General features: G+C 46.1%; 19 protein-coding genes, 1 pseudogene and 1 riboswitch. Of the genes and pseudogenes, 6 read left to right on the top strand and 14 right to left on the bottom strand.

The window, feature by feature from the left end:
• Window positions 1-6 precede the first annotated feature (6 nt).
• The 9 genes and pseudogenes from BV11031_RS12525 to BV11031_RS12565 form a co-directional block, all read right to left on the bottom strand.
• Window positions 7-1,164, bottom strand: coding sequence for an acetylornithine transaminase (locus BV11031_RS12525; protein WP_010329354.1), 1,158 nt, complete (start codon window positions 1,162-1,164; stop codon window positions 7-9).
• Window positions 1,161-1,937 carry an acetylglutamate kinase gene (argB, locus tag BV11031_RS12530; protein WP_129550768.1) on the bottom strand — a complete coding sequence of 259 codons (777 nt, stop codon included), beginning with the start codon at window positions 1,935-1,937 and terminating at the stop codon, window positions 1,161-1,163. Before argB ends, BV11031_RS12525 begins: the two co-directional genes overlap by 4 nt.
• Window positions 1,938-1,951: 14 nt before the next feature.
• Window positions 1,952-3,172, bottom strand: a complete 1,221-nt coding sequence (argJ, locus tag BV11031_RS12535) for a bifunctional ornithine acetyltransferase/N-acetylglutamate synthase (protein ID WP_129550769.1) — start codon at window positions 3,170-3,172, stop codon at window positions 1,952-1,954.
• A 19-nt stretch (window positions 3,173-3,191) separates the two neighbouring features.
• Window positions 3,192-4,229 (bottom strand): N-acetyl-gamma-glutamyl-phosphate reductase, encoded by a 1,038-nt coding sequence (gene argC, locus BV11031_RS12540; RefSeq protein WP_010329353.1) that lies wholly within the window; start codon window positions 4,227-4,229, stop codon window positions 3,192-3,194.
• Window positions 4,230-4,431: 202 nt separating this feature from the next.
• On the bottom strand, window positions 4,432-4,971 hold the full coding sequence (locus BV11031_RS12545) for an MFS transporter (RefSeq protein ID WP_010329352.1): 540 nt from the start codon (window positions 4,969-4,971) through the stop codon (window positions 4,432-4,434).
• Window positions 4,971-6,400, bottom strand: a pseudogene (locus tag BV11031_RS12550) (FAD-binding oxidoreductase). The gene BV11031_RS12545 and the pseudogene BV11031_RS12550 overlap by 1 nt, the downstream one beginning before the upstream one ends.
• 61 nt (window positions 6,401-6,461) lie before the next feature.
• The gene (locus BV11031_RS12555; RefSeq protein WP_010329351.1) at window positions 6,462-6,632 is read right to left on the bottom strand and encodes a YqaE/Pmp3 family membrane protein; all 171 of its coding nucleotides are present in this window, start codon (window positions 6,630-6,632) and stop codon (window positions 6,462-6,464) included.
• Window positions 6,633-6,699: 67 nt separating this feature from the next.
• Window positions 6,700-7,008: a metal-sulfur cluster assembly factor gene (locus BV11031_RS12560; RefSeq protein ID WP_010329350.1), complete on the bottom strand. Its 309-nt coding sequence runs from the start codon at window positions 7,006-7,008 to the stop codon at window positions 6,700-6,702.
• A gap of 62 nt (window positions 7,009-7,070) precedes the next feature.
• Window positions 7,071-7,838 (bottom strand): prolyl oligopeptidase family serine peptidase, encoded by a 768-nt coding sequence (locus BV11031_RS12565; protein ID WP_010329349.1) that lies wholly within the window; start codon window positions 7,836-7,838, stop codon window positions 7,071-7,073.
• 120 nt (window positions 7,839-7,958) lie between these two features.
• Here BV11031_RS12565 and yitU point away from each other — a divergent pair, with 120 nt between their 5' ends.
• From yitU to BV11031_RS12575, 3 genes are all read left to right on the top strand, one after another.
• Complete coding sequence (gene yitU / locus BV11031_RS12570; protein WP_010329348.1) at window positions 7,959-8,771, top strand: 5-amino-6-(5-phospho-D-ribitylamino)uracil phosphatase YitU; 813 nt, start codon at window positions 7,959-7,961, stop codon at window positions 8,769-8,771.
• Window positions 8,772-8,875: 104 nt separating this feature from the next.
• The gene (locus BV11031_RS22665) at window positions 8,876-9,028 is read left to right on the top strand and encodes a hypothetical protein (protein WP_010329347.1); all 153 of its coding nucleotides are present in this window, start codon (window positions 8,876-8,878) and stop codon (window positions 9,026-9,028) included.
• Window positions 9,028-9,225, top strand: coding sequence for a DUF3813 domain-containing protein (locus BV11031_RS12575; RefSeq protein WP_010329346.1), 198 nt, complete (start codon window positions 9,028-9,030; stop codon window positions 9,223-9,225). The genes BV11031_RS22665 and BV11031_RS12575 overlap by 1 nt, the downstream gene beginning before the upstream one ends.
• Before the next feature lie 35 nt (window positions 9,226-9,260).
• Here the strand turns inward: BV11031_RS12575 and BV11031_RS12580 are convergent, their stop codons facing one another.
• A complete protein-coding gene (locus tag BV11031_RS12580) occupies window positions 9,261-9,716 on the bottom strand; it encodes a BsuPI-related putative proteinase inhibitor (RefSeq protein WP_010329345.1) in 456 nt (151 codons plus the stop codon).
• Between the two features lie 18 nt (window positions 9,717-9,734).
• Entirely contained in the window at window positions 9,735-10,577 is an 843-nt protein-coding gene (locus tag BV11031_RS12585) for a YitT family protein (RefSeq protein ID WP_010329344.1), read from the bottom strand.
• Window positions 10,578-10,714: 137 nt separating this feature from the next.
• On the opposite strand from BV11031_RS12585, the gene BV11031_RS12590 reads away from it, so the two are divergent.
• On the top strand, window positions 10,715-11,566 hold the full coding sequence (locus BV11031_RS12590; RefSeq protein ID WP_010329343.1) for a DegV family protein: 852 nt from the start codon (window positions 10,715-10,717) through the stop codon (window positions 11,564-11,566).
• Window positions 11,567-11,630: 64 nt separating this feature from the next.
• Here BV11031_RS12590 and BV11031_RS12595 read toward each other — a convergent pair.
• The 3 genes from BV11031_RS12595 to BV11031_RS12605 all read right to left on the bottom strand — a co-directional run bounded on the left by BV11031_RS12595 (window position 11,631) and on the right by BV11031_RS12605 (window position 14,194).
• Window positions 11,631-12,781 (bottom strand): IS3 family transposase gene (locus BV11031_RS12595; RefSeq protein WP_128568211.1). Its coding sequence is split into 2 segments (ribosomal slippage): window positions 11,631-12,508 and window positions 12,508-12,781, totalling 1,152 coding nucleotides; the frame shifts between segments, so codons are not numbered across the junction.
• A gap of 114 nt (window positions 12,782-12,895) precedes the next feature.
• Window positions 12,896-13,186: a DUF3784 domain-containing protein gene (locus BV11031_RS12600; RefSeq protein ID WP_010329340.1), complete on the bottom strand. Its 291-nt coding sequence runs from the start codon at window positions 13,184-13,186 to the stop codon at window positions 12,896-12,898.
• Window positions 13,187-13,297: 111 nt separating this feature from the next.
• Window positions 13,298-14,194 (bottom strand): CvfB family protein, encoded by an 897-nt coding sequence (locus tag BV11031_RS12605; RefSeq protein WP_082246333.1) that lies wholly within the window; start codon window positions 14,192-14,194, stop codon window positions 13,298-13,300.
• 98 nt (window positions 14,195-14,292) lie between these two features.
• On the opposite strand from BV11031_RS12605, the gene BV11031_RS12610 reads away from it, so the two are divergent.
• Together BV11031_RS12610 and BV11031_RS12615 are read left to right on the top strand one after the other, a co-directional pair.
• Entirely contained in the window at window positions 14,293-14,784 is a 492-nt protein-coding gene (locus BV11031_RS12610; RefSeq protein ID WP_010329338.1) for a YajQ family cyclic di-GMP-binding protein, read from the top strand.
• Between the two features lie 105 nt (window positions 14,785-14,889).
• Window positions 14,890-15,007, top strand: a riboswitch (SAM riboswitch).
• 91 nt (window positions 15,008-15,098) lie between these two features.
• Window positions 15,099-16,937, top strand: a complete 1,839-nt coding sequence (locus BV11031_RS12615) for a bifunctional homocysteine S-methyltransferase/methylenetetrahydrofolate reductase (RefSeq protein ID WP_010329337.1) — start codon at window positions 15,099-15,101, stop codon at window positions 16,935-16,937.
• The last annotated feature ends 95 nt before the right edge of the window (window positions 16,938-17,032 follow it).

The raw sequence follows: 17,032 nt of genomic DNA on the forward strand, positions 1-17,032 counted from the left end.
AAAAAATCACTGGTTTACAGCGGAATAATGAGCGATCGCCTGTTTCAGCTTACTGACGGCTTCTGTCATTTCATCCTTTGTCACGGTCAGCGGCGGCAGCAGCCGAATGACGTTCGGTCCGGCCGGCAATACAAGCAAACCTAATGTCTGCAATTCAGTAATGATGTCGGCAACCGGCCCATCACACTCAATTCCAAGCATTAACCCTTTACCGCGAATTTGTTTGACAAACGGGCTCTTTAGCCCAGCCTCGAGCTGTTCTTTTAAAAACGTCCCTTTGTCAGCAGCCTCTTGCAGAAAGTCAGGCTGGAATACAATTTGCAATGTGGCATTCACAGCAGCCATCGCCAGCATATTTCCTCCGAAAGTTGTTCCGTGAGAACCAGGGGTAAATGCTTCTCCCAGTTGTTTCTTGCCGATGACAGCGCCAACCGGAAAGCCGTTCCCCAATCCTTTTGCGACTGTGATGATGTCCGGTGAGAGTCCGAAGTGCTCGTATGCGAAGCCCTTTCCCGTCCGTCCGATCCCGGTCTGGATTTCATCAACGATCAGAAGAGCTTGCTTTTCTTTGCAAAACGATTGAACGGCTGTTAAAAATTCAGCGCTTGCCGGATTGACTCCGCCTTCTCCCTGCACTGTCTCAAGCATCACCGCGGCAATGCCGTCTTCTTCCCTAAGAGCTTCAAACGCGGAAGAATCGTTGTATGGCAGACAATGAAAACCTTCCAGCATCGGGCCGAAGCCTGTTTTGATTTTATCCTGTCCGGTCGCGGCCATCCCCGCATACGTGCGGCCGTGGAACGATTGAAGGAACGTGATGATTTTCGTTTTTCCAGTTGCTTTTCGGGCGAGCTTGATCGCGCCTTCATTGGCTTCCGCGCCGCTATTGCAGAAAAAGACGAGATCTCCCGCACTGTGCGCCGCCAGCTTTTGTGCCGCTTGCTCTTGGAGACTGTTTTGAAACAGGTTGGATACGTGCCATACGCTGTCAAGCTGATTTTTAACTGCTTCTGTAACCGTTTCATGGCAGTGGCCTAGATTAGATACCGCAATTCCCTGAATGAAATCGAGGTAGGTTTTGCCGTTATGATCCTCAACGTACGTTCCCTTTGCTTTTTTTATGTCAATATCCCAGCGGCCGTAGGTTTGAAACAAGCTGCTCATGAAACAGCCTCCTTTGCTTTAACGATTTTTGTTCCTTGAAAGGTTTGTTCTGTGAAAAATGATCCTTTTCCGTTTACGATCATGACTTCAGAAACCTGATCTGACAAAGCCGACAAAGCTGAATTGACCTTCGGAATCATCCCCCCAGTGATCACTTCCTGTTTGATCAGCGTATGAACTTCTTCAGGGGTCAGAACGTCGAGACGCTGTTTTTCTTTCATGATCCCATCGACATCTGTGACGAACATCAGCTTATCAGCTTCGAGCGCTCCGGCGACTGCTGAAGCAGCCAGATCGGCATTCACATTCAGCGTCTTGCAGTCACTCGTCATAGACAACGGCGCGATAACAGGAATAATGCTCTTTTCCATCAGCGCGTTCACCATGGATGCATCGACCTTTTTGATTTCTCCGACTTCCCCGTATGCTTCCGGATCGAGATAATCAGCCTCCAAAAGGCCGCCGTCCTTACCAGAGATGCCCGCTGCACGCAGTCCGTGTTTGGCAAGCTCCGCAACAAAAAATTTATTCACCGAGCCGGATAAAACCATTTCCGCCACTTCGAGCACCGGCTTCGTCGTTTTCCGCTGTCCTCCTGAAAACTCTGTTTTGATGTTTAACCGTTTCAGCATATTTGTGATTTCCGGGCCGCCGCCGTGAACGATCGCCAATTTCCATCCTGACGCCATCAGTTCTTTCAGGTTATGAAAAAATTCCTCCGACAGCTCTCGGATGACACTTCCCCCGCATTTAAAAACGATTGTTTTCTTCATCATGCTCCCCTTTATTACGTGCGATAACTCGCGTTAATTTTGATATAGTCATAGGTTAGGTCACAGCCCCACGCTCTTCCTTTCCCGTCACCTTCATGCATCTTGATGATAATGGCGATTTCATCTCCTTCAAGGTACTCCTTAGCGAGAGATTCAGAGAATGGCTGAGGTTTATTGTGCTTAAACAGGCATTGGCCTCCGAGATAAACTTCTACTTCTTCTGCCGTTACCTGAGCTGCGCTGTGCCCGATGGCTCCGATGATGCGCCCCCAGTTGGCATCTGTTCCATAGACCGCTGTTTTCACGAGACTTGAGCCGACAATTTTTTTGGCAATCACGTTTGCGTCAAGATTATTTTTCGCTCCCTGCACTTGGGCTTCGATTAGCTTTGTCGCGCCTTCTCCGTCTCTGGCAATCTCTTTTGCCAAATCCTCGCAAGTGAGCAAGAGCGCTTTTTTAAAGACCGGCCAATCTGGATGATCTTCTGTCAGGCATTTATTTTTCGCGCAGCCGTTTGCCATGACCAATACCATGTCGTTCGTGGATGTTTCACCATCAACTGTGATTTGGTTAAATGAAACGTCAGTGATATCGCGAAGCGCTTTTTGCAGCGTTTTTTCTTCGATGGCTGCATCTGTTGTGACAAACCCCAGCATCGTGGCCATGTTCGGGTGAATCATTCCCGAACCTTTCGCCGCTCCGCCGATCGTGACTGTTTGACCGCCGATTGTCAGCTCATAGCACGTCTGCTTAATCACCGTATCGGTTGTTAAGATCGCTTCTTCAAAATCTCCCGATCCCGCAGGTGTTTGTGTCAGCCGTTTGATGCCTGCCTGAATTTTTTCCATGTCTAAATACTCGCCGATGACGCCTGTTGATGAAACGGCGACAAGTTCCGGCTCAATATCAAGCTGTGCAGCAAGGCTCTCCCGCATTGTGTATGCGTCCTTTATGCCCTGTTCTCCCGTGCAGGCATTGGCAATGGCGCTGTTGACGATGACGGCTTTCAATGCTGATCCATGCTTTAAGCTGTCTTGTGTGACTTTGATCGGAGCGGCCTGAAAGTGGCTTTGGGTATAAACCGCCGCACTTACGGCTGGTGTCTTGCTGATAATGACGCCGAGGTCTTTTTTTGAGTAGCGCAGCCCGCAATGCACGCCCTTTGCCTGAAAACCTTTTGGCGAGGATACATCACCTGTTACTTTTATAATTTGATCTTCACTTAACTGAATCATGGTTCGATTCTCTCCCGTTCTATGGATAAATTGGCGTCATGGTGAGCCCAGTCTCTTCATTCCAGCCATTCATCACATTAAAGTTTTGCACAGCCTGACCGGCGGCACCTTTCATTAAATTATCGATTACCGAGACGATCGTGACTCTGTTCGTTCTCTCGTCAAGCGCAACGGCGATATCACAGAAATTGCTGCCGTACACTTCCTTCGTTTGCGGATACTGCCCTTTTGGCCTTACTCTCACAAAATATGAATCTTGGTAAAATTCCGAATATAATTGATGCAAGTCATCTGCTGAACGATCAGAGGTTAATTGTGTGTACATCGTCGCCATGATGCCCCTTGTCATCGGCACCAAGTGAGCCGAAAAAGTAATAGGCCCGAGCCCCGGCTGCCATTCTTGCAGCGCCTGTTCAATTTCCGGCGTGTGCTGATGTTCATTGACTTTATAAATTTTAAAATTGTCGTTCAGCTCAGAAAAATGAGTTCCCATGGATGCTTTTCGTCCCGCTCCGGAAACACCGGTCTTCGCGTCAACGATAACGAACGATTCATGAAGCAGTTTCTGTTGGGCCAATGGCGCGAGGCCAAGCAACACCGCAGTTGGAAAACAACCCGGATTGGCAATGAGTTTCGCCTGTTGAATTTGCTTTTGATTCAGTTCTGCAAGACCGTATACGGCCTCATGAATCACTTCCTTTGGTGCTGAATTCCGTTTATACCACTTTTCATATTCAGTGGGCTCTTGTATCCTCAGATCACCTGACAGATCAATCACCGGAATTCCCGCGTCTGCCAGCTGCGGAGTCAATTCACTTGATACCCCGGGCGGCGCGGCAAGAAACATGAGATCTATTTCGTGTTTGATCGTCTTCAGATCAATTGGCTTCAGCTTCTGATCGGCTAAGCCGGCAAGATGAGGATACACCTCGCTATAGACATTTCCTTCACCGCTGGATGAATAAAGTATACATTCCTCTGCATGAGGATGATGTGAAAGGATCCTGACAAGTTCAGTGCCTCCATAACCTGTAGCGCCTACAATTCCTATTTTCAAAACAAGTTCACCTTCTTGGTCTTTGTGAAATTATTTAACATTATAGCATGAATAAAAATTAATTCAATCGTATATTTAATATTTTTATTCACTTATACATTTTCTGTTCACTGAAAAATCCGCTCAAAGCAAATAACGTTGTTGCATCAAAAAACACTGACCTGTCGCTTTTTTCAAGCGCATAAAAAACAGGCTGACCGCGTCAGCCTGTTTTCATCATCATCAATCCGCTCACAAAATAGACAATAGAGCTTGCATAAAAAATCATTTGCACCGTAAAAAAGTCGGCGAGAAATCCGCCGAGCATAATGGCTGCGGCTGAAAAGATCGCCGTCCAAAAGTGGTAATTCCCAATCTTTCTTCCCCGCTCTCCGCTGTCTGTAAGATCGGCGATCAGCACTTTTTCTCCGTGCTTTTGCATCGCTCCAAAGACCCCTAACAGCACTTGGACGATGTACACTTGAACAACGCTCCCAATATGCGGGACATACAAAAGCAGGACGGCCATGCCCCAAGAATTCGTCAGCAGAAAATAACGGCTGTCGAGCCTTCCAGACAGCCGTCCGAGGAGCGGATAAATGAGCGCCCCGCTTAGCCCGAACAATCCGTAGGAAAAACCGAACTGCGTGTAGCTTGAGCCGATGTTTTTCACAAACAGAATATAAAACGGAAAGATCAAGCTGCTCGCGAAAAAGACGCTGCTCTGTGAAAATGTGAGCCATTTTAATTTGTTTTTCCCCATTATTTATACCTCTGATAAAAATAATTCATAAAGCGTTCATCCGGGTCATACGTTCGTTTTTTCTGAAAAAACGCTTCGCTTTTCGGATACGCCTGCCTCATTTGCGCTTTTGTCTGGTAGGTCATATACGGCAAATAATAGCTGCCGCCGTGCATGATGGCAACGTCTGTCATGCGCCTGATGATCCGGGCGGTGTCTGCCTGGGCTTCTTTTGAAAACCCCTCGTTGATTAAAAGCACGAGCGAAAACATATCATCCTTTCCATAGGAAAGGTCGGCTTTTTCATTTTTCTGCACGTAGCGGATCGTAATGTTCACAAGGTTTAAATCCTCGTCAGACAGCGTTTGTCTCAGGTCGTCAATATAGGACGCATACTCCTTCACCGGCACAAAGTATTCCTGCAAAACATCTGTGTTGTCATTGTTTTCATATTCGAGAAATGCTGATTCGGACCGCATGACATTATTGCGTGTGATCTTTGTGCCGTTTTGGCTCAGAAAATAGGATTTCTGCGTGTTCCACAGCCAATTTCTGCCCCATTCATACCGTCTTGACAAGCCGAGTGCAAACTTGTGGCCCCGGTATACTCGTCTTCTTTAAGATCGCTGTATGATGACAGCTGATCCTGATCATCTGCCACTTCATAATTCGTAACATACATGTCTTCCAGAAAACCTTTTTTCGCTGTTGAAATTCGCGCCAGATGCATTCGGACATCCGGATTTCCTTTTACGTGCTTTGTAAAATAGTCTGCGTATTCACTGTCATTCATTTTTTCCGTCTTCATGACATACAGCTCATCATCCGTCAGCTCAAGCGTTACATCAAGAATTACGCCAAAAAGACCGTACCCTCCGATGACTGCTGTAAACAAATCATCTTTTGGGGTGACGGTGACGATCGTTCCGTCCGCTTTTAAAAGCCGAAATGATTTGACAGTATCAATCAGCGAGCCGTAGCAGATATCACGTCCGTGGGCATTGGCGCTGAGAGATCCTCCAATGGTGAAAATATTTTGTGACTGCATGACCTTTACCGCAAGTCCGTATGGATTCACATATTTCTGGATGTCATTCCACGTCGCGCCGCTTTGGACTCTGATGGTTTTTTTCTCTTGATCAAGTGATAGGATTTTGTTGTAGCCTGTCATGTCGAGAACGATGCCGTCCTCATAATATGTATGGCCCCCCATGGAGTGCTGGGTCCCGGCGATTGAAATCTTTATGTTTTTTCGATTGGCCTCTTTGATCGTGTCAATGAGCGTTTCCTCTTCCTGCCCTTTCACTGTCTGCTTAATTTTCACAGGCATCAGCCGGCTGACATCCGTCATCTCGTTTGTGTCTGTTTTTTGCTCTGAGTGCACAGAGTAGGCAAACAGGGCCGCATACGCGCCTGTACAAAGCGCGAATGCAAGCAATTTCTTTTTCATAGCGCTCTCCCTGCTATTTTTATGGCCATTATACCATATCTCACGCCCTCATTTTTCCATATTATCTCCTTGCCCGTTTTTCAGCGCGGCGGTCAGCCACGACAAAGCAGGCGTGAATCGCGCCCGGCAGCCAAAAGATACAGGTCAATATGAGGTTCAGCAATGCCTGAAACGGTTTTCCCGTCAACAAAACGGCGAGCGGCGGGCACAGGACAGCCAGCAGATACATCATTTTCTTTCACTCCTTTCAGCTGTAAAAAAGGACAGCCTCACAGTAAGGCTGTCCTCTTTTGTTTGTTTTATTGAATGCCAAGCGCGATTTTCGCGTATCTGGACATTTTATCTCTTGTCCAAGGCGGATTCCACACAATGTGAACCTCCGTCTCTTTTACTTCTGGAATGTCCGCTAACGCTTTTTTCACTTCATCCACAATAATCGGCGCTAAAGGGCACCCCATTGATGTCAGTGTCATCGTCACGTGCGTTAAGCCGTCGTCATCCATATCAACATCATATACCAAACCAAGGTTCACGATATCAACGCCAAGTTCAGGATCAACAACCTGTTCCAGGGCGCCCATGATGTTTTCTTTTAATGCTTCTTCCACGTTCCCTCACTCCTTTTTCTACAGTATAACGTAAATCCGGCCCTTCTTCACACCATTGTGCTTTATAAGTGCGTATCAAACCATTCAATCGTTTGTAACACAGCTGTTCGCGGGACTTTATGGTCGGCGTGTTCATCTCCGATAAATTGGAGGCGTTCCGGCTGTTCGCTGTAATGCGATTTAATCGTCTCATAAAATTTTCGGGTCGGCGCGTAAGGCACGACTTTATCTTTTGCGCCGTGCCAAAATAGTAGCGGGCGCTGGCGCAATTTCTCCGGCTGAAGGCTGAGATCCCGCATTTCGAGACGCTTCGTCAGCTCTTCTACCTTTTCTTCCGGCACCTCGATATCAATGCCCTGAGTTTGAATATGGTCAATCTGCTGCTGAAACAGTTCCACGTAATTCGGGCTCCCCATCAGGCTGACGCCGGCTTTTATCCAATCGTAAGCAGTCAGTGCGCCAAGCGTTGTGATGCCGCCCATTGACGTGCCGGCTAGCCCAATGCGGCCGCTGTCTATCAGGCCCTCACTTTCAAAGTGGGTTTTGAGTGCGCCGATCTCTTCAATCTCGTTGAGGACAATGTCCCAAAAATGGCCGGCCAGCTCTTCAACAGCCATTTGCCCACCTCGTTCGCCATGGTGCAGAGCCTCCGGCAGAATGGCTCTGAAGCCCTTCTCCGCCAGCAGATAAGCAATATGAAGATTGTGTTCTTTCGCGCTCGTAAAACCGTGGATAAAGATCACGAGAGGAACAGCGCGGTGCCTGTTCTCTTCCTTTACAATATGTAAAAACGGAATACCGGAAACGGTTTGATTTTCAATTTGGATCAAAATGTGTCCCTCCTTAGGATAACCATAATCATAAGTGTAACATGTAGACAATAAAGATGGTAAAAAGCTACACTGTAAGTAAGGCAAAACAAGCAAATTCTAAGATTAAAGGAGCTTTTCATGGAGACAAAACCCTATTTAATCGCATTAGACTTAGATGGAACGTTATTAAAGGATGATAAAACCATATCCGAAAACACCCTTCGGACGATACAGCGCCTAAAAGATGACGGGCATCATGTCTGCATCTCGACAGGCCGGCCATACCGTTCAAGTTCCATGTACTACCAGCAGATGGAGCTGACAACGCCGATTGTCAATTTTAACGGAGCATTTGTCCACCATCCGCAGGACGACAGCTGGGGACGGTACCATACCTCGCTGCCGCTTGATGTTGTCATGCAGCTGGTGGATATCAGCGAGAGATACAACGTACATAATGTGCTTGCTGAAGTCATTGACGACGTGTATTTTCATTACCATGACGAGCACTTGATTGATGCTTTTAACATGAATACAACAAATGTGACAGTCGGAGACTTGCGGGAAAATCTCGGTGAGGATGTTACATCTGTGCTCATTCATGCAAAAGAAGAAGATGTGCCGTCCATACGCTCCTATTTATCGGATGTACACGCCGAGGTGATCGATCACAGAAGATGGGCCGCGCCGTGGCATGTGATAGAAATTATTAAAAGCGGAATGAATAAAGCGGTCGGCCTTCAGAAAATAAGCGATTATTACAACGTGCCAAGGGAGCGGATCATTGCTTTCGGGGATGAGGATAACGATTTGGAAATGCTTGAATTCGCCGGCTGCGGCGTTGCGATGGGAAATGGAATTGACGCGGTCAAGCAGGTGGCCAACCGAACTACGGCTGCAAATGAAGAGGACGGCGTGGCAAAATTCTTGAAAGAATATTTCTCACTGTAAAGGCATGCCCGTATTAATTTTTGCCACTTATAAACCTGACTTTGCCCCACCATACTATTGTAGACGACTCATCTCGTCAAAGTATGGAAGGGGGCAGTCTCAAAATGGGTAAACGAAGCAAATCCAGAAGGTTTATTCACCAGGGTAAAGACTCCATCGGGCAACACGCCGCAAGATTTCCATATCGGTCTACTTTAGAAGAAGCTCACCAGCATGCCGCGGCACGAGACTCGGCTGAAAGGCAGTATGAATATTAATGAGAAATGAACTGTTTCAGCAGGCAAAATCATTTGTTCAACAGGCTGTCATGGTGACAAACGGCTTTGAGGAAGGCGATCAGGATCAAGCGATTCTGAGAGCCAAAAATGCTGTGTCTTCTGCGTACGCCAACTCGACAGATGCAGAACGTCGCCAGCTCCATCAGTTTCAGGATCAGCTGGACAAACTCCAATAAAAAAAGGCTATGGCGATTGATTCGCCATAGCCCTTTTATTTCACTTCAAACTGCTGAACAGCCTGAATCTGCTTGAGATTTTCCGCTCTGCCCTTAAATGTCACCTTCACCTCATAGGTTCCAGGCTCAGGGACTTCCTTCCATACATCAGAGAAATCGTACGTTTCTCCAGGTTCAAGTGTCAAGTTTTGAAAAGCCTGCGTAAACATTTTGTCTTTCGAATAACGGTATCTTTCTTTGCGCTCAGAATCATACACGACAAGTTCAAATTTTTGCCCTGTGCTAAATTGAAACTCGATCGCACGTTCACTTTGGTTCTTCAGCGACATGTTAAACTTGATTTGTTCAGGCTCCTGAATTACGTCAACAGATAAAACAACCTCTTGATTCTCCATTCCGCCTGATACCTCCTTATCGGGTTCTGTCTGCTCATCCTTTCCGCAGCCTATCAAAAGCAGTACGGGCAGGAGCATCACAAGCAGCCGTTTCACGACTTCCACCTGCTTTCGTCAGTCTTTTCTAAAGAAGCCAAAAATCCCAGTTGTTTGCACAATGTTTGTAAATGCTTTCGGATCGACTTCTTTGACGATCTTCTCTAAATCGTACAGTTCATACCTTGTGATGACGATAATCATCATCTCTTTCTGTTCATTCGTAAAGGCTCCTTTGGCCGGAACAGTGGTAATGCCGCGCACCATTTTTCCGTAAATGGCTTCCTTGATTTCGTCCGCTTTTTTCGTCACGATCATCGCCGTGAGCTTCATGTGGCGCGTGTGAATGGCATCGATCACCCTTGTTGTCACATACAGCGTAACCAGGGTATATAATGCTTTCTCCCAACCTTGCAATAATCCTGCCGTCAAGATGATAATCCCGTTTAGAATGAAGAAATACGTGCCGATGGGTTTATCCTTCCACTTTGCAAGCACCATGGCGACGATATCGAGCCCGCCTGTCGAAGCGCCGTATTTTAATGTTAAGCCGATACCGACCGCAGAAATGACACCGCCAAACACCGCGTTCAGCAAAATGTCATGTGACAGGCTTGTTTCCGGCAGGATTCCCATAAACAATGTAGTCAGCCCGACACTTAAAATACTGTACACCGTAAACGATTTGCCGACCTTCATCCATCCTAGAATACCGACCGGAATGTTTAAGAGGAACAAGAGCGTTCCCGTCGATATGTAAAAGGGGGCGTATTGAACAATGACGCTTGATAAAAGCTGGGCGACTCCCGTAAATCCGCTGGCATATACATCTGCGGGAATTAAAAATAAGTTCAGCCCGGCCGCATTAAGTAAAGCGCCGATGATGACGACGAGTAATTTTTTTGTTTGATCTAGTACCATGGCATGTTCCTCCGCTCTATCTTCTTTAATATGTTTTCCCTTAAAACAAATATTTGAACACGATTTTGGCAAATTAATATGATATAGTTGGCTTAACTCTTATGATAACGAGCGATAACAGAAAGAAGGGAAGCAATATGACAGTTCATCTCATCGCTGACAGCGCCGCCGATCTGCCCCGTTCTTACTTTGAAGAAAACGGCATTGGCTTTATTCCGCTCAGGGTTTCTCTCGGCGATAAAGAATTCGAGGATGCAGTCACGATTGATGCGGATCAAATATTTGAAGCGATGCAAAATGGAGAAACGCCTAAGACGTCCCAAGCTTCACCGCAAACGATTAAAAATGTATTTTTGCAATATGCCAAAACAGGTGAGCCCGCTCTTTACATTGCCTTTTCCTCAGGCCTTTCCGGCACGTATCAGACAGCTGTGATGATGGCCAATGAAGTGAAGGAGGAATTCCCCGATTTCGATTTGCGGGTCATCGATTCCAAATGCGCTTCATTAGGATACGGTCTGGCCGTCCGGCATGCCGCCGATCTCTGTATCAACGGGAATACAATACAAGAAATCGAAACGTCTGTAAAGAACTTTTGTGAACAGATTGAGCACATATTTACCGTTGATGATCTGACCTATCTTGCACGAGGCGGCCGCATCTCCAAAACATCTGCTTTTGTCGGCGGCCTGCTCAATATTAAACCGCTGCTTCAGATGGAGGACAGCAAGCTTGTGCCTCTGGAAAAAATCCGCGGACAGAAAAAACTTTTCAAACGGATCATCGAAATAATGAAAGAGCGCGGTGATGATTGGGGCAATCAAACCGTCGGAATCAGCTACGCCGCGGATGAAGATAAAGCCATTAGCATGAAACACTTAATTGAGGATGAGTTCAAGCCGAAAGAGATCATCATCCATTCAATCGGCTCTGCGATCGGGTCGCACGCCGGCCCCGGCACATTGGCGATATTCTTTTCAAGAAAATGAACAAACAAAAACCTCCAGTATTTGGGGACTGACCCCCGTTTTTAAGACAGGGATCAAAACACCATTAAACAGCCAATTGCCGATAGTTTATCGGTGATTGGTTGTTTAGTTTCGTTTGAATACGAATGTTGTTATAATAATAAATGTATTCTTTGACAGTGCGTTCTACGATGGCGGTCGTGGTTCGATCAATGCTGTTAAGATAGAACGTTTCAGACTTTAGTGAGGAATGAAACGATTCGATGGAGGCATTATCAGCGGGCGTCCCTTTGCGGGACATGCTCATGGTAATGCCTTTTGTTTTAACAGCTTTCTGATACTCGTAAGATGTATACACAGATCCTTGGTCACTATGTAACACGCAGTTCTCAGGCAGTGTTGGCAGTTGATCAAGTGTGTGTAAGACAAAGTCTGTGTCCTGCTTATCTCCAATCGTAAAAGCAATCACTTCTCCATTGTATACATCCAATATACTGGAAAGGTACAATTGCTTCTGTCCATAAGGCAAATACGTGATGTCCGTTACTAGTTTTTCAAGAGGATGATCAGACTGAAAGTTCCGATCTAATATATTATCGACCACGGCATATGGCTGCCCATTCTTCTTGCGCTTTTTCACCTTAACCCGGCACTGCCACTGATTTTTCTGCATAATACGCTGAACCGTTTTATGGTTAATACACATTCCCTTTTTTAATATGGCTGTGATTTTTCGATATCCATATCGATACTTGTGCTCTCGGCACAACGTGCCGATTTGTTTTTCCAAATGGCGTTTGGGATGATCCTTCATCAGATTCTTCTTCCAACGATAATAAGACGCCCGAGAGATACCTAAATGAATACAGATATCCTGCACGGTCATTGTGCTGTGCAATATTTCTACAAGTTCGACTGACGTTTTACTATCAACTTCCTTTCCAATTCGTTGTACTTTTTTAAAACTTCATTCTGTTGTCTCAGGTAACGATTCTCTGCCTGCAGTTTCTCTAATTCGGAAGAATACTCCGGACCTTTTCCATAAGTGTATTGCTTACCAACAGGTTGTTCAAATCGGTGTGTATCACCAGCCTTATACCATCTGACCCATGTCTTAATCTGCGTATTATTTTTGATATTCAACTCCTGCATGATCTCTTTCATAGGTACGCCTGCCAATCTCATTTCTACAGCCTTCTGTTTCACTTCAAGCGGATAACTCACTCTTGTCCCCATAGAAAAAACACCTCCAAGTCTAATTTCGGATAACAATCATCCGTATTCAAACTTGAAGGTGTTTTTATTTGTCTCATCTTATGGGGTCAGTCCCTTTGGTGCAGTCTGGAGGTTTTATATCAATGTTTTCTTTACATACATGATGACTCCCGCTCCATATGCCAAAATCATAGGCGGAATCAGCTGGTCTTGTCCTTGAAACGAAATAAACCCGTTTAACAGAATAAATATCCCTGAATTCAGAAAAAAGTATCCCGCAATTCTAGCCAGACGGTCTTTGTCACGTATCCGGGACTCGCCGAAACCGGACAGTATCCATGTTTGCTTTTTTATTCCTGCCATATAAGCAATCCAAAAGAAAAGCCCCGCAATCAAGATCAATAAAAAATCGATCCGAACTTCCATGAACTCTCCCCCCTGTCTTTTCACTGACAAAACACTCTGTCTCCCGTAATGATACGTAACAGCATTTTATTTGTGAAGTCCTTATATAAAAAATAGAAGGCGCGAGGCCTTCTATTTTTTCTCGTATGTCCATCCATTTTCCTGATACACTTTTCCATTTTTCATTAAATGGCCGAGCGCGCGTTTAAAAGCGGCTTTGCTCATGTTAAAACGTTCTCTAATATCGTCAGGCTCGCTTTTGTCGCTATACGGCATAGCGCCGTTTCTTGTTCTCATATACGTCAGAATGTACTCGGCATCTATAGACAACGCATCCTGTTTTCTCGGAAGCAGCGACATGTTGACTGAACCGTCTTCTTTTACTTGAATCACCCGTCCCGTGATTCTTGAGCCGAGTCTTGGCTCCTCTTTTCTTTCTGACGGATGGATAAAACCGCGGATGCCGTCGTCCGTAATGATGAATGAACCCGTTGCGATCAATCTGTACACCGTACCTGTCAGCTCTTTATTCATCAGGTCTTCTGAGGCGTCAGTAAAGAGTTCGCTGATGATATCTTCCGGCGCTGGTTTCGCAAACATGCGCCCCCGGTTCGTCACCTTCAGCATACAGTAGAGCTTGTCGCCTTTTTGCGGCCAGACATCCTCGTATGGCGGCAAATGCTCAGTTGCGACAAGCGCATCCTTGGATAAGCCGACATCAACGAAAACGCCCATATCTTCCACTTTATCCACCACTTCGACCCAGCCGTACTCGTCCGCGCTGATGGACGGAATTTTCATCGTGGCCGCAAGTCTTTCCTGCTGGTCGACGTATATAAAGACCTCTACTTCGTCTCTGTCCTCGATATCCTCAGTTATTTCACTGTTATGTAAGAGAATCGTGTCTTCTCCATCGGTCAAAAAGTAACCGAAGTCGGTTTGGTGATCTATACTCAAGGTTAGTTGCTGCCCTGGTCTCATGCTATCGTCCTTCCTGTTCCGCTTGTTTTCCGCGGATTCTGTTAACATTTTTTCCAATCATCACAAATTGATTCTTTGTTCTGTTGGAAGTTTCTCTTTATTCTACTATAATCAACACATAAGTTAAATGTTATGGAGGTTTTCATATGGCAAAAGAAAGTTCATTTGATATTGTATCCAAGGTCGAGTTGCCTGAAGTGCAAAACGCGATCCAAATCGCACTCAAGGAAATCAGCACACGCTATGACTTTAAAGGCAGCAAAAGCGATATTACTTTAGATAAAGAGGAGCTTGTCCTCGTTTCTGATGACGAATTTAAATTAAGCCAGCTGAAAGACGTGCTGGTCAGTAAATTGATTAAGCGAAACGTGCCGACAAAAAACATTGATTACGGCAAGATTGAAAGCGCGTCAGGCGGAACGGTGCGCCAGCGCGCCAAACTTGTTCAAGGCATTGACAAGGATAATGCCAAAAAAGTTAATGCGATCATCAAAAACTCCGGATTGAAAGTAAAGTCACAAGTGCAGGATGATCAAGTTCGTGTAACCGGTAAAAACAAGGATGATCTGCAGCAGATTATCACAGCAGTGAGAGGCGCAGATTTGCCAATTGACGTTCAATTTATAAATTTCAGATAAATTTTCTGAATCCTATTGATTATTGTCTTTATTTTCGGTAAATTTGGAGAAAGGGAAAAAGCCCCGCAGCTTTTGGCATTTCCTTATACGAAAACTTCATATCCGTTCTTATCAAGAGAAGCAGAGGGACTGGCCCGACGAAGCTTCAGCAACCGGTGTAATGGCGTTCAGCCATGACCAAGGTGCTAAATCCAGCAAGCTCGAACAGCTTGGAAGATAAGAAGAGACAAAATCACTGACAAAGTCTTCTTCTTAAGAGGACTTTTTTTATTTCTCTTTTTTTCCTTGCTGAATGTGAATAAAGGAGGCAGACAATGGGACTTTTAGAAGATTTGCAAAAACAGGTGTTAATCGGTGACGGCGCCATGGGGACGCTCCTCTACTCCTACGGCATTGACAGGTGCTTTGAGGAACTCAACATTTCAAAGCCGGAGGAAATTCAGCGCATACATAAAGCGTACGTTGAGGCTGGAGCCAATATCATTCAAACAAATACGTACGGAGCCAATTATATTAAATTATCCAGGCACGGGCTTGAGGGTGACATTAAAAAAATGAATCAGGAGGCAGTGAAGATTGCGCGGGCTTCAGCAGGCGATGCGTACGTTTTGGGGACAATGGGCGGCATCCGCACATTTAATAAAAACGCGTACAGCCTTGACGAAATCAAACGCAGCTTTCGCGAGCAGCTGTACCTGCTCCTGCATGAACAACCGGACGGCTTGCTGTTGGAGACGTATTATGATTTAGAAGAAGCCCGTGAAGTGCTGAAAATCGCACGCAAAGAGACCGCCCTTCCAATTATGCTTAACGTCTCCATGCACGAGCAAGGTGTACTGCAGGACGGGACACCGCTTTCTGAAGCATTGCGGTCAATCGCGGATCTCGGGGCTGATATCGTCGGCATTAACTGCCGGCTCGGCCCTTATCACATGATTGAAGCGCTAAGCGAAGTGCCGATTTTTGATGATGTGTTTTTATCCGTTTATCCGAACAGCAGTCTTCCTTCGCTGGAAGAGGGACGGCTCGTCTATGAAACAGACGACACATATTTTCAAAACAGCGCCTTAGAATTCCGCAAGCAAGGCGCGCGGATTATCGGCGGCTGCTGCGGCACCACGCCAAATCACATTCAGGCGATGGCGGAAGCGGTTGGCGGGCTTGCCCCCATTACTGAAAAAGAAGTCAAAGTCCCTGCTAAAGAATGTATTTCTGTTCAGCATGAGCGGACAGAGCCCGGTTTGAATGAGATCGCAGTTGAAAAACGCTCCATCATCGTAGAGCTGGACCCGCCGAAAAAATTGAGCTTTGATACGTTTTTGTCCGCCGCTGCTGAATTGAAAGAAGCAGGAATCAACGCCCTGACGCTCGCCGACAATTCTCTGGCTACTCCGCGAATCAGCAATGTTGCCTGCGGCGCTCTTGTGAAGCAGCAGCTCGATATGCGCTCCCTTGTCCATATTACATGCCGTGACCGAAACATTATCGGCTTGCAGTCACATTTAATGGGCCTTGATACGTTAGGGCTGAATGACGTGCTGGCCATTACAGGCGACCCTTCTAAAATCGGGGATTTTCCGGGAGCGACGTCTGTGTATGATTTAACATCCTTTGATTTAATCAGGCTGATCAAACAATTCAACGAAGGGCTGTCCCTGTCTGGAAAACCGCTTGGCAAGAAAACGAATTTCTCAGTCGCCGCCGCATTTAATCCTAACGTGCGCCATCTGGATAAAGCGGTAAAACGGCTTGAGAAAAAAATAGATTGCGGCGCCGATTATTTTGTTTCACAGCCTGTCTATTCCGAGCAGCAGCTCGTCGACATCCATAACGAAACAAAGCATCTGAAGACGCCGATCTATATCGGCATTATGCCGCTCACAAGCAGCCGGAACGCTGAATTCATCCACAATGAAATCCCAGGCATTAAGCTGTCTGACTCTATTCGCGAAAAAATGGCTCTCGCCGGCGAGGATAAAGAGAAACAAAAAGCGGAAGGCCTTGCGATTGCACGCTCCCTGTTGGATACGGCATGCGAGCTGTTTAACGGCATCTATTTGATCACGCCTTTTCTCAGATCTGACTTGACCGCTGAGCTCACATCGTATATCCAGCAAAAGGATGAGCAGCGCCAAAATATCTATTTGCATTAATACTAGAGACCGCCTGAACCAATCAGGCGGTCTATTTTTACCGCATTCGTGTTACGATATAAAAAAGCCATTTTTGAGGAGAAACATCATGCTCT

Origin of the sequence: Bacillus vallismortis (assembly GCF_004116955.1) — a bacterium.
Lineage (GTDB): Bacteria > Bacillota > Bacilli > Bacillales > Bacillaceae > Bacillus > Bacillus vallismortis.

Coding starts and splice junctions, on each gene's coding strand:
- BV11031_RS12545 (WP_010329352.1), bottom strand. CDS start 4,971: ATGGGGAAAAACAAATTAAAATGGCTCACATTTTCACAGAGCAGCGTC.
- BV11031_RS12585 (WP_010329344.1), bottom strand. CDS start 10,577: ATGGTACTAGATCAAACAAAAAAATTACTCGTCGTCATCATCGGCGCT.
- BV11031_RS12555 (WP_010329351.1), bottom strand. CDS start 6,632: ATGATGTATCTGCTGGCTGTCCTGTGCCCGCCGCTCGCCGTTTTGTTG.
- yitU (WP_010329348.1), top strand. CDS start 7,959: ATGGAGACAAAACCCTATTTAATCGCATTAGACTTAGATGGAACGTTA.
- argJ (WP_129550769.1), bottom strand. CDS start 3,172: ATGATTCAGTTAAGTGAAGATCAAATTATAAAAGTAACAGGTGATGTA.
- BV11031_RS12615 (WP_010329337.1), top strand. CDS start 15,099: ATGGGACTTTTAGAAGATTTGCAAAAACAGGTGTTAATCGGTGACGGC.
- BV11031_RS12605 (WP_082246333.1), bottom strand. CDS start 14,194: ATGTTAACAGAATCCGCGGAAAACAAGCGGAACAGGAAGGACGATAGC.
- BV11031_RS22665 (WP_010329347.1), top strand. CDS start 8,876: ATGGGTAAACGAAGCAAATCCAGAAGGTTTATTCACCAGGGTAAAGAC.
- BV11031_RS12575 (WP_010329346.1), top strand. CDS start 9,028: ATGAGAAATGAACTGTTTCAGCAGGCAAAATCATTTGTTCAACAGGCT.
- BV11031_RS12600 (WP_010329340.1), bottom strand. CDS start 13,186: ATGGAAGTTCGGATCGATTTTTTATTGATCTTGATTGCGGGGCTTTTC.
- argB (WP_129550768.1), bottom strand. CDS start 1,937: ATGAAGAAAACAATCGTTTTTAAATGCGGGGGAAGTGTCATCCGAGAG.
- BV11031_RS12590 (WP_010329343.1), top strand. CDS start 10,715: ATGACAGTTCATCTCATCGCTGACAGCGCCGCCGATCTGCCCCGTTCT.
- BV11031_RS12525 (WP_010329354.1), bottom strand. CDS start 1,164: ATGAGCAGCTTGTTTCAAACCTACGGCCGCTGGGATATTGACATAAAA.
- BV11031_RS12610 (WP_010329338.1), top strand. CDS start 14,293: ATGGCAAAAGAAAGTTCATTTGATATTGTATCCAAGGTCGAGTTGCCT.